The 10,952-nt window shown below is 73.1% G+C and carries 10 protein-coding genes; 2 read left to right on the top strand and 8 right to left on the bottom strand.

The genetic code is table 11. The features are described 5' to 3' along the window. Nucleotides 1-482: 482 nt before the first annotated feature. A complete protein-coding gene (locus ACIQOV_RS10165) occupies nucleotides 483-1,274 on the top strand; it encodes a lysoplasmalogenase (protein ID WP_401047018.1) in 792 nt (263 codons plus the stop codon). Between the two features lie 85 nt (nucleotides 1,275-1,359). Here ACIQOV_RS10165 and ACIQOV_RS10160 read toward each other — a convergent pair whose 3' ends face one another. From ACIQOV_RS10160 to ACIQOV_RS10130, 7 genes are all read right to left on the bottom strand, one after another. Further along, nucleotides 1,360-1,983, bottom strand: coding sequence for a hypothetical protein (locus tag ACIQOV_RS10160; RefSeq protein WP_401047016.1), 624 nt, complete (start codon nucleotides 1,981-1,983; stop codon nucleotides 1,360-1,362). Between the two features lie 167 nt (nucleotides 1,984-2,150). Continuing rightward, on the bottom strand, nucleotides 2,151-2,999 hold the full coding sequence (locus ACIQOV_RS10155; RefSeq protein ID WP_359913305.1) for an exodeoxyribonuclease III: 849 nt from the start codon (nucleotides 2,997-2,999) through the stop codon (nucleotides 2,151-2,153). A 75-nt stretch (nucleotides 3,000-3,074) separates the two neighbouring features. Then, entirely contained in the window at nucleotides 3,075-4,865 is a 1,791-nt protein-coding gene (gene ggt / locus ACIQOV_RS10150) for a gamma-glutamyltransferase (protein ID WP_401047013.1), read from the bottom strand. 140 nt (nucleotides 4,866-5,005) lie between these two features. Beyond that, the gene (locus ACIQOV_RS10145) at nucleotides 5,006-6,112 is read right to left on the bottom strand and encodes an ROK family glucokinase (protein ID WP_380547113.1); all 1,107 of its coding nucleotides are present in this window, start codon (nucleotides 6,110-6,112) and stop codon (nucleotides 5,006-5,008) included. Then, nucleotides 6,109-6,969, bottom strand: a complete 861-nt coding sequence (locus tag ACIQOV_RS10140) for an ATP-binding cassette domain-containing protein (protein WP_380547115.1) — start codon at nucleotides 6,967-6,969, stop codon at nucleotides 6,109-6,111. The genes ACIQOV_RS10145 and ACIQOV_RS10140 overlap by 4 nt, the downstream gene beginning before the upstream one ends. Nucleotides 6,970-6,977: 8 nt before the next feature. After that, nucleotides 6,978-8,024, bottom strand: a complete 1,047-nt coding sequence (locus ACIQOV_RS10135; RefSeq protein WP_401047008.1) for an ABC transporter permease — start codon at nucleotides 8,022-8,024, stop codon at nucleotides 6,978-6,980. Further along, a complete protein-coding gene (locus ACIQOV_RS10130) occupies nucleotides 8,021-9,040 on the bottom strand; it encodes a substrate-binding domain-containing protein (protein WP_380547119.1) in 1,020 nt (339 codons plus the stop codon). Before ACIQOV_RS10130 ends, ACIQOV_RS10135 begins: the two co-directional genes overlap by 4 nt. A gap of 310 nt (nucleotides 9,041-9,350) precedes the next feature. Between ACIQOV_RS10130 and ACIQOV_RS10125 the strand changes: the two genes are divergently transcribed. Further along, complete coding sequence (locus ACIQOV_RS10125; RefSeq protein ID WP_401047007.1) at nucleotides 9,351-10,478, top strand: alpha/beta hydrolase; 1,128 nt, start codon at nucleotides 9,351-9,353, stop codon at nucleotides 10,476-10,478. 84 nt (nucleotides 10,479-10,562) lie between these two features. Here the strand turns inward: ACIQOV_RS10125 and ACIQOV_RS10120 are convergent. Then, nucleotides 10,563-10,952: PucR family transcriptional regulator (locus tag ACIQOV_RS10120; protein WP_401047005.1), on the bottom strand; the 390-nt coding region annotated here is incomplete at its 5' end.

Raw genomic sequence — 10,952 nt, 5'->3', positions numbered from 1 at the left:
GCCGGCGGCCGGGGGGTCGGTCACCCGCACGTCGTCAGCACCGCTCGCCGCGCCCGTCCCAGGTCCCCTGTCAGCGGGGCCGGTTCCAGGAGCGCCGGCGGAACCGGTGGCGGAGCCGGCGGCCGGACCGCCGTCAGGACCGGCTTCGTGTACGGCGAGGACGGCGTGGGCGGTTCCCCGTCCTGCCCCGCCCGCGCGTCCGTCCGGCCTGCCGGCCACCCGGGTGGCGCCGACCGCGTAGTCCTGCTGATCCATGTCGGGGTCCAGACTAGACGGTGCCCGGGCCACCCGTCGGCAGCAACCGCCCTCCTGAGGAACTCTCCGCAGGAGCCCTCGAAGCGGTCGCCCGCGCTCCGCCTGCCGGCCGCCCCGTCATCCGGCTCCGCCCACCGGGGTTACGCGCCGGTAACCCGCCCTTCCGCCGCCGGTCCGGCTCCTCTAGGGTCGGTCTGAAGAGCAGCGGATCACCGAGAGGCGCACGCATGACTGTCCGTACCACCGACCGCGCCGGCCTCGGGGCACGCCTGCGCTCGGCCACCGGCCTGCTGGGCGGCTTCGCGGCCACCTCGGCGGCACACCTGGGCGCGATCGTCTCCGGCGCCTCGGTGCTCCAGAACGCCACCAAGCCGGCCCTGATGCCGTTGCTGGCGGCCCAGAGCGTGGCGGCGGCCAGGAAGGCCGGGCAGGAGGCGCCGAAGCTGCTGGCGCCGGCCCTGCTGCTGAGCGCGGGCGGGGACGTGCTGCTCCAGCTGAAGAACGATCCCGCGTTCCTCGCGGGCATGGGCTCGTTCGCGGCGGCGCACGTCTGCTACGTGACGATGTTCGTCAAGCGCGGCGCGCTCACCGACCGCCGACGGGCACTGATGGTCGCGGCCGCGTACGCGACGGCCTGGGTGACCCTGGTCGGGCAGCTCTGGCCGGACCTCGGAGACCTGCGCGTCCCGGTGGCGGGCTACAGCCTGCTGCTCGCCTCGACGGCCGTCACCTCGGCCGGGCTGGGCTGGCGGACCGGGCTGGGCGGGGCGCTGTTCCTGCTCTCCGACACGCTGATCGCCACCCAGCTGGCGAAGTGGCGGGAGCTGCCGGGCCATCAGTTCTGGATCATGGCGACCTATGTGCTGGCCCAGTACCTGCTGGCCGACGGCACCCTCCGGCACCAGGACCGGCTGCACCGCGAGGGCGTCGAGGGCACCGGGAGCACCGGGAGCACCGGGAGCACTGGGAGCACTGGGGGCACCTGGGGCAACGGCGGCGCCGAGCCGCGAACCGTCTGACCCGCCGCCGCGCCGCCGGTCCCGTCGGGGTCCGGCGGTGCGGCGCAGGGGCGCGCGGGCACGCGGGCACGCGGCGGCGGGGCCGTCAGGCACCGCGCCGCCGCAGCAGCCAGAAGCCGCCGACACCGCCGGCGACCAGCGCGAGGCCGCCGGCCAGCTCCGCCGGGTTCGCCGCGACCGAGCCGCCGAGGCCGGTCTGCACCGCGCCGTGCGGGGCGACCTGCTGGCTGCCGGCGCCGGACTGCCCGAGCGAACCGGCCCACTCCCCCGCGGCCTCGCCCCATTCGCCGAGACTCTTGTCGGGGTTCGTCCGGGCGTCCTTGTCGGTGCTCCGGTCCGGGGTGGTGGAGGCCACGGTGGCGACCGTGACGGTGGTCGCGAAGGCGCCGCCGTCCGGGCAGGTGCCGTCGACCTTGCTGTCCCCGGCGTGCTGGCCGGCCAGTCGGGCGGAGCCGCTGTGCTTGCCGTCGGGGCCCAGGGTGAGGGTCGCCGGACCGCCCTCGAAGGCGGCGGAGCGGGCGGTGATGGTCTTGGCGTCGGGTTTGTCCGACTTCTCGCAGGAGACCGTGACCGTCACGGTCTGGCCCGGTGCGGCCTGGGACGGGCTGACCGAGGCCGAGCCGTCCCTGGCGGATGCGAGGGGGGCCGTCAGGCCGGTCAGCGCCGTCGCGCCGATCAGGACGGCGGCGGCCGTACGCGTGGGGCGCATGCCGGAACCTCCGGGATTCTCGGGCGCAGCCGGGGACTCCCATGTCCACGTGGTCGAGCGACTGCACCCGGTCATTCACCGACGGTAGGCACCCGCCCCGCGCTCGGCCAGCGCTCACGACCGTTCGGGTTACGGCCCGTGACCCGGCGTGACGCCCGCGGCGCGGCTCAGACGTCGAGGTCCAGGTCCACCACGACCGGCGCGTGGTCCGAGGTTCCCTTGCCCTTGCGGGCCTCGCGGTCCACGTAGCTGTCGGTGACGGCATCGGCGAAGGGCTTGTTGGCGTAGGTGAGGTCGATCCGCATGCCCCGGTTCTTCGGGAAGGCCAGCTGGCGGTAGTCCCAGTAGGTGTAGGGGCGGTCGTACTTGAGCGGGCGGGGCAGCACGTCCTGGAGGCCGATCTCGCCGAGGGACGTCAGCGCGGCGCGCTCGACCGGGGTGACGTGGGTGAGGCCCTCGAAGGCGGCGGCGTCGAAGACGTCCTCGTCGGTGGGGGCGATGTTGAAGTCCCCGAGGACGGCGAACGGGCGGGAGCCCGCGGCGTCCTCGGTGGCGGCCTTGCGCAGCGCCTCCAGCCACTCCAGCTTGTACTCGTAGTGCGGGTGGCCGACCTCGCGGCCGTTGGGCACGTAGACCGACCAGACCCGGACCGGGCCGCAGGTGGCGGCGACGGCGCGCGGCTCGACCTCGGGCAGCAGGGCGCCGTCGGCGAGGTAGCCGGGCTGGTCGGGCAGGCCGCGCACGACGTCGTCCAGGCCGATCCGGGAGACGATCGCGACGCCGTTCCAGCGGCCGTTGCCGTGCGCGGCCGTCTCGTAGCCGAGCTCGCGCACCGCCTCGTACGGGAAGGCGTCGGCCGCGCACTTGAGCTCCTGGAGGCAGAGCACGTCGGGCTTGGCGCTCTCCAGCCACTCCAGGAGCTTGGGCAGCCGCGCGGTGACGGAGTTGATGTTCCAGGTGGCGATGCGGACGGTCACGGCGGGCGGCCTTCCCGGTGGTTCGGTGCGGACGGGCATGCGGACGGGGTGGGCCGCCCCTCGCGCGGGAGGCCCACCCCGAACATACCGTCCGGCACCGACAGTCCGGCCCGATCAGCGCGCGGGCCGGACCACCGCGGCCGAGCCGCCGCCGCGCCGCACGGGTTCGGCGGCGGCCACCCAGCGGCCGTCCGGCAGCCGTTCCACGCCGGTGGCGGCGCCGATCTCGCCGCCGTTGACGAAGCTCTGTCCGAGGCCCTCCAGCGCTGCCCGCTCGGGCAGCGCCAGGAAGCCGGGCTCGGCCTGGGTCGTGGCGCCGTTGCGCTGGCTGGCGCGCGGCGCGGCGATGGCCTGTTCCAGGCTCAGGCCGCGGTCGAGCCGCCCGAGCAGCACCTGGAGGGTGGTGGTGATGATGGTCGCGCCGCCGGGGCTGCCGGTCGCGAGCACCGGCTCGCCGTCGCGCAGCACGATCGTCGGGGACATCGAGGAGCGCGGCCGCTTGCCCGGGCCCGGCAGGTTGGGGTCGGGGACGCCGGGCGCGAGCGGGGTGAAGTCGAAGTCGGTCAGCTCGTTGTTGAGCAGGAAACCCCGGCCGGGGACGGTGATGCCGCTGCCGCCGGTCTGCTCGATGGTGAGCGTGTAGGAGACGATGTCGCCCCAGCGGTCGGCGACCGTCAGGTGGGTGGTGTTGGGGCCCTCGTACGGCTCGGCGACGGCCTGGCCGGTGTCGGCGCAGGGGGCCGGGTGGCGCGGGTCGCCGGGGGCGAGCGGGCCGGTGAGCGCGTGGTCCGGGCTGATCAGGCAGGCCCGGGAGGCGGCGTAGCGCTCGGAGAGCAGCTGTTTGGTGGGGACGTCGTTGAAGGCCGGGTCGCCGACCCAGCGGTTGCGGTCGGCGAAGGCGATCCGGGAGGCCTCCAGGAAGTGGTGGTAGTACTGGGTGCTGCTGTACGCGGAGACGTCGCCGCCGTCCTCCAGGATGTTGAGCGCCTCGCCGACGGTGGTGCCGCCGGAGCTGGAGGGGGCCATCGCGTAGACGTCGTAGGCGCCGTGGGAGACGTGGGTGGGCGCCTGGTCGCGGACCCGGTAGTCGGCGAGGTCGGTGGTGTCGACCCGGCCGGGACGGGCGTTGCGGCCGGAGGCCGGGTCGACCGGCGGGTGCTGCACGGTGTTGACGATGTCCCCGGCCAACTCGCCCTGGTAGAAGGCCTTGACGCCGTCCTTGGCGAGCAGCCGGTAGGTGGCGGCGAGGTCGGGGTTGCGCAGCAGGCTGCCGGTCTCGGGGGGTTTGCCGTTCGGCAGGTAGAGCTTGGCGGTGGCCGGGAAGTCCTTGAACCGGGCGTAGTTGTCGGCGGTCTGGTTGCGGAAGGTGTCGTCCACGACGAAGCCGTTGTCGGCGATCCGCTCGGCCGGTTCGAGGTTCTGGGCGAGCGAGCGGGTGCCCCAGTGGCGCAGCGCGGCGTCCCAGGTGGCGGGGGTGCCGGGCACTCCGACGGACAGTCCGCTGGTGACGGCGTCGGCGAAGGCCAGCGGTTTGCCGTCCTCCAGGAACAGGCCGCTGTCGGCGGTGCGGCCGGCCGTCTCGCGGCCGTCGATGGTGTGCACCCGTCCGGTGGCGTGGTCGTAGTAGACGAAGTACCCGCCGCCGCCGACGCCGGAGGAGTACGGCTCGGTGACCCCGAGGGCCGCGGCGGCGGCGACGGCCGCGTCGACCGCGTTGCCGCCCTTGCGCAGCACCTCGATGCCGGCGGCGGTGGCGTCGGCGTCGACGGTGGCCACCGCACCGCCCCAGCCCACCGCCTCCGGCGCCTTCGACGGCGGGGCCGCGGCGCCGGCCGGCCCGACGCCGGACCAGACCAGTGCGGTGGTGAGTAACAGAGACGGCGCGAGGCGGGTCAGAGCTCTCATGCGAGTCCTCCTGAGTCGACGTCAACTCATCAGTTGTTCCACAGGAGGAATGATCCGACAACCGCACCGCGCCGCTACCAACCGGTAGTTGACGGGGCGGTGCCGGCGGACCCGGTCCGCCGGCACCGCCCCGCCCCCGCCTACAGCGCGCTGCGCTCCACCCGCCGCCGCTTGATCGTGCGGAAGCGCCGCGCCACCTGCCGGGCCAGGTCGGCCGCGCCGACCAGGCCCGCCTCGTTGCCGAGGGCGGCGTGCACGATGGCGGCCTCCGGACGGAACCCGCGCCCGGTGAGGGTGCGGCGGAAGGTGTCCCGGGCCGGGCCGAGCAGCAGGTCGCCCGCCTCGGAGACCCCGCCGCCGATGACGAAGCGGCCGGGGTCCAGCGCGGCGGCCAGGTTGGCGATGCCGACGCCGAGCCAGGTGCCGACCTCGTAGAGCAGCTCGGTCGCGGTCGGGTCGCCGTCCTGGGCGGCCTCGGTGACCAGCGGGCCGGTGATGCCCTCGACCGTGCCGCCCGCCCGGGCCAGCAGCGGCTGCACCACCGGCGACTCCTCGGCGACCAGCTCGCGCGCGTCGCGCACCAGCGCGTTGCCGGAGGAGTACTGCTCCCAGCAGCCCCGGTTGCCGCACGGGCAGCGGTGGCCGCCGGGCAGCACCTGCATGTGCCCGAACTCGCCCGCCAGGCCGTACTTGCCGCGGTCCACGTAGCCGTCCCGGACCACCGCGCCGCCGATGCCGGTGCCCAGGGTGAGCATCACCATGTGGTCCTCACCGCGCCCGGCGCCGAAGCGCCACTCGGCCCAGGCGGCCGCGTTGGCGTCGTTCTCCACGATCACCGGGAAGCGCAGCCGCTCGCTGAGCGCCTCCCGGAGCGGCTCGTTGCGCCAGTTGAGGTGCGGGGCGAACAGCACCTTGGAGCGGTCGGCGTCGACCCAGCCGGCCGCGCCGATGCCGACGGCGTGGACGTCGTGCCGGTCGGCGAGCTGGAGCACCAGCTCGACGATGACGTCCTCGACCACCTTGGGGCTCTTGCTCTTGTGCGGCGTGTCCGTGCGCAGCTTCTCCAGCACCTTGCCCTCGCCGTCCACCACCCCGGCGACCACCTTGGTGCCGCCGATGTCGACGCCGATGGTGGGCAGCCGCAGTATCCCGGCGGGCAGGGCGCGGCGGCGGCGCTCGGCGCGCGGGCCGAGGCCGAGCAGGGTGGGCAGGACGGGTGGCCGGGTGCTGCCTTGGGAGCTGGTCACGGCTGCGGACGCTCCTCGCCTGGGTCGGGGTCACGGGGGTCGGGCTCACGGGGGTCGGAGACGGAGGGCCGGGCCAGCTCGTGCGAGAGCTCGGCGAGGTCGGAGCCCCCGGCCATCTCGGTGGTGAGCTGTTCGAGGCCGATCTCGGCCCGCGGGTGGCTGCCCGCCATCCGACCCCGCTTGAGCAGGGTGAAGTGGTCGCCGACCAGGTACGCGTGGTGCGGGTTGTGGGTGATCAGCACGACCCCGAGCCCGGCGTCGCGGGCGGCGGTGACGTACTTGAGCACCACTCCGGACTGCTTGACGCCGAGCGCGGCGGTGGGCTCGTCCAGGATCAGCACCCTGGCGCCGAAGTGCACCGCGCGGGCGATGGCCACGCACTGGCGCTGCCCGCCGGAGAGGGTGCCGATCGGCCGGTCGACGTCGTACAGGTCGATGCCCATCCTGGCGAGCGCCTCGCGGGTGGTGGCGCGCATCCCGTCGGCGTCCAGCCGCAGGCCGCCCCAGCGGCGCGTGCCCTGCTCGGAGCCGAGGAAGAAGTTGCGCCAGACCGGCATCAGCGGGACGACCGCGAGGTCCTGGTAGACGGTGGCGATGCCGCGCTCCAGGGCCTGGCGCGGGGAGTCCAGGCGGACCTCCTCGCCGCCGACGGTGAAGGTGCCCTCGTCGTGCTGGTGCAGCCCCGCGATGATCTTGATCAGGGTGGACTTGCCGGCCCCGTTGTCGCCGAGCACGCAGCTGATCTCGCCGGCCCGCAGGGTCAGCGAGACGTCCTGCAACGCGCGGACGGTGCCGTAGCTCTTGCCGACGCCCTCCAGGGAGAGCAGTTCGGTGCCCGCCGCGGCCGCGCTCGTCATGTCCGTGCTCATCGCGGCCCCCGCTCGGCCCGGCGCTTGACGTAGGCGTTCAGCAGCGCGGCCAGCAGCAGCATCGCACCGAGGAAGAACTTGAACCAGTCCGGGTTCCACTGGGCGTAGATGATCCCCTTGCTGACCATGCCGAAGATCAGCGCGCCGAGCGCGGAGCCGACCACCGAGCCGTAGCCGCCGGTGATCAGGCAGCCGCCGATGACGGCCGCGACGATGTAGATCAGCTCGTTGCCGACGCCCTCGCCGGACTGCACGGTGTCGAAGGAGAACAGCAGGTGCTGGCCGAGCACCCAGGCGCCGAAGCCGACGCCCAGGTAGAGCAGGGTCTTCGTCCGGGCGACCGGCACGCCGACCGCGCGGGCCGCCTCCGCGTCGCCTCCGACCGCGAAGATCCAGTTGCCGAAGCGGGTGCGCAGCAGCACCCAGCTGCCGACCGCGAGCAGGCCGAGCCACCACCAGACGGTGGCCTTGATCGTCAGCCCGCCGACGGTGACCTCGGAGGCGAACAGCCAGCGGCAGGAGGCGAAGCCCTCCATGTCGGAGATCGACTTGGTGGAGACGGTGCCGGAGATCGCCTTGGTGACGCCCAGGTTGGCGCCGGTCAGCATCAGGAAGGTGCCGAGCGTGACGATGAAGCTGGGCAGCCTGGTGCGGCCGAGCATCCACCCGTTGAACCAGCCGACGGCCAGCGTGGTCGCCAGCGAGACCAGCACGCCGACCCAGGTCACCGCGGTGAACTGGTACGAGACCATCGAGGAGGTCAGCGCCGCGGTGGTGACCAGCACGCCGGCCGAGAGGTCGAACTCGCCGCCGATCATCAGCAGCGAGACCGGCACCGCCATGATCCCGATGGTGGAGGCCGCGTACAGCACGGTGCCCAGCGAGGAGACCCGCAGGAAGGGTTCGGCGACGGCGGCGAAGACCACGAAGACCGCGACGGCGGCGATCAGCGCGCCCAGCTCGGGGCGGGCGAGGAGCCGCCGCAGGGCCGCCGGGCGGCCGTCGACCAGGCCGTCGTGGGCGAGGAGGTCGGGGCTGCTCACCTGGTCCCCCTCGCGACGTACTCGGCGAGCGCGTCGGCGTTGTCCTTGGTCAGGATCTGCGGACCGGTCTCGACGGGCTTGCCGCCCCCGAGCATGTTCAGGTTGTACTTGTACAGCCAGATCAGGTCGACGCCCGTGTAGCCCTGGAGGTAGGGCTGCTGGTCGACGGCGAAGCCGACGCTGCCGGACTTGAGCCCGGACACCACCTGGGTGCCCAGGTCGAAGGTGTCCAGCTCGACGCTGCGGCGGGCGTCCTGGACGGCCTGGAGACCGGTGGCGGCCATCGGGCCGGAGAGGGTGAGCACGGTGTCGATGGCCGGGTCGGCCTGGAGCTTGGCGGAGATCGCGGCGCGGGCGTCGGGCATGTCGACGCCGTTGACGTAGAGCACCTGGAAGGCGCCGCCGGCCTTGGACTGGGCTCCGGAGCAGCGTTGCTCCTGACCGACGTTGCCCTGCTCGTGGATCACGCAGAGCACGTTCTTGCGGCCGCGCGAGGCCAGCTCGGCACCGGCCGCCCGGCCGGCGGTGGACTCGTCCTGGCCGATGTGGGTCAGCGCGCCGAACTTCTGCGAGAACTCCTGGCCGGAGTTGATGGTGATCACGGGGATGCCCGCGGCCTTGGCCTTGCCGAGGACGTCGGCCATGGCGTCGCCCTTGGCGAGGGTGACCAGCAGGCCGTCGACCTTCTGGTCGATGGCGGCCTGGACGAGCTGGACCTGGTTCTGGGTCTGCGCGTCGTTGGAGTACAGGAAGGTGATGTTGTCCTTGGCGGCGGCCTGCTCGGCGCCCTTGCGCACAGTGTCCCAGAAGGCGTCGCCGGCTCCGGCGTGGGTCACCATGGCGACCTTCCAACGCGGGGTGGTGACGGCGCTGCCGCCGGTGGCCGCGGCCTTGGCGCGGGCCTCCTCGGCGCGTCTGCCTCCGGTACTGCTGCAACCGGCCGCGGTGACCGCGAGTGCCAGGACGGCGCACACGGGCCAGAAGCGGCGGGACGGGCGAAAGCGGGTGATGCTCATCCCCATAGTCTCCCTTCCCTGGTCGCGCGGGATCGCACCGCCTCGCCCGGCAGGCCCGATGGCCTGGGAGGTAAGGTGCCCCGGGGGACCTTTCCTGGTAGTTCGCTGAACATCTGGTCCGGACGACGTCTGTCCGGGTGGCAGACTTAGGCGCCGATCCGAACGGGTTCATCGCGAGAACGTGATGTTCCTCTCAGGTTCCGCACAGATTCGGACGGCAACCGATCATCGGTCCATCACCGTCTGATGCCATTGACGTGCGTTCGGGCGAGTGGGGCCCGGGCGGCGTGCGACCCGATACGAGAACTCGATGGAACTGACAGGTACGCCATTCTTCCTCCTCACCGTCATCCTGGTGCCGGTGTCCATCACAGTGGCGCTGCTGTTCTGGGGGAAGGTCGGCGGCCCGCAGCCGGTGCGCTACCTCACCCGGATCGTCATGATCATGTTCTGCCAGGTCACGGCCGTCCTGATGGTGTTCGTGATGGTCAACAACGCCAACCTGATCTACGGCAACTGGGACGACCTGCTCGGCACCGGGAACCACGTCCGCGCGGTGCCCGTCCTGACGCCGGTCGACCCGGCCGCCACGGCGGGCCAGGGCGGTGAGGCCGCCAAGGAGCCGCCGAAGGTCAAGCAGAGCTTCGGCGGCGTGAACGACCCGCTCGTCCCGAACGACGTGCAGCGGACCGAGCTCAAGGGCCAGGTGTCCGGGGTCGACGGCGAGGTGCTGGTCTGGCTGCCGCCGCAGTACAACGACCCGGCGTTCAAGGACAAGAAGTTCCCCGTGGTCGAGCTGATCCCGGGCTACCCCGGCTCCTCCTCCACCTGGTACGGCACCCTCAAGGTCTCCGAGCAGCTCAAGCCGCTGATGCAGCAGGGCAAGGTCGCCCCGTTCATCCTGGTCTCGCCCCGCACGAAGCTGCTGAACAACCAGGACGCGGGCTGCACCGACATCCCCGGCAAGATCAACGCCGACGCCTGGGTCACCCGCGACGTCCCGCAGATGGTGCTGGACAACTTCCGGGCGGACCCGTCCGCGGACCGCTGGGCGATCGCCGGCTACTCGGCCGGCGCGCACTGCGCCGCCAAGCTGTCGCTGTCCCACCCCAACCGGTACCGGGCCGCCATCGCGATGTCCGGCTACAACGACCCGGCCCAGGAGCCGGACTCCCTGGTCGGCAAGGACGCCAAGCTGCGCGAGGCCAACAACCCGGTCAACATCCTGAAGACCGCCCCGCAGCCGCCGAAGGTCGCCCTGCTGGTCAGCGGTTCCAAGGGCGACGGCTACGAGGACGGCGAGGCGATCCGCGCCGCCGCCAAGGCCCCGACCACCGTCCAGGTCGAGGAGGGCACCGGCCCGCACACCACCGAGCAGTGGAAGAAGATGGTTCCGGCCGCCTTCCAGTGGCTGACCTCGGTCATCCCGGTCCAGTAGGCCGGCCGGCAGCAGCGAACCGTACGGGCAGGGCCCGCCGCGACCGAGGTCGCGGCGGGCCCTGCCGCATGTCCGGGCGCGGCGTCAGGCCAGCTCCAGCGCCAGATAGAAGTCCACCCGGTCCTCCAGCCGGGAGAGGTCACGCCCCGTCAGCTCCTCGATCCGGCCGATCCGGTACCGCAGGGTGTTCACGTGGACGTGCAGCTGCGCGGCGCAACGGGTCCAGGAACCGTCCGAACGCAGGAAGGCCTCCAGGGTGCGGACCAGGTCCGCCTGGTGCTCGATGTCGTACGCGATCACCTTGTCCAGCAGCCGGCCGCGGAAGGCGCGGCGCACCTCGTCCGGGACGGCGGCCAGCAGCAGCACGTGCGAGGCGAGCTCCTCGGGGCCCGCGACGCAGACCCGGCCGACCCGGGAGGCGGCGATCCGGCGGGCATGCCGGGCCTCCTCCAGGGCGCCGCGCAGACCGCCGGC

The sequence above is a fragment of the Kitasatospora sp. NPDC091257 genome (assembly GCF_044757675.1).
GTDB classification, from domain to species: Bacteria; Actinomycetota; Actinomycetes; order Streptomycetales; family Streptomycetaceae; genus Kitasatospora; species Kitasatospora lactacystinica.
This window is presented reverse-complemented; position numbering and strand designations above follow the sequence as displayed.

What these genes read in the sequence shown, in the direction of transcription:
- ACIQOV_RS10140 (WP_380547115.1), bottom strand. Translation starts at nt 6,969, where the DNA reads ATGACGAGCGCGGCCGCGGCGGGCACCGAACTGCTCTCCCTGGAGGGC.
- ACIQOV_RS10165 (WP_401047018.1), top strand. Translation starts at nt 483, where the DNA reads ATGACTGTCCGTACCACCGACCGCGCCGGCCTCGGGGCACGCCTGCGC.
- ACIQOV_RS10130 (WP_380547119.1), bottom strand. Translation starts at nt 9,040, where the DNA reads ATGAGCATCACCCGCTTTCGCCCGTCCCGCCGCTTCTGGCCCGTGTGC.
- ACIQOV_RS10155 (WP_359913305.1), bottom strand. Translation starts at nt 2,999, where the DNA reads ATGCCCGTCCGCACCGAACCACCGGGAAGGCCGCCCGCCGTGACCGTC.
- ACIQOV_RS10160 (WP_401047016.1), bottom strand. Translation starts at nt 1,983, where the DNA reads ATGCGCCCCACGCGTACGGCCGCCGCCGTCCTGATCGGCGCGACGGCG.
- ggt (WP_401047013.1), bottom strand. Translation starts at nt 4,865, where the DNA reads ATGAGAGCTCTGACCCGCCTCGCGCCGTCTCTGTTACTCACCACCGCA.
- ACIQOV_RS10125 (WP_401047007.1), top strand. Translation starts at nt 9,351, where the DNA reads ATGGAACTGACAGGTACGCCATTCTTCCTCCTCACCGTCATCCTGGTG.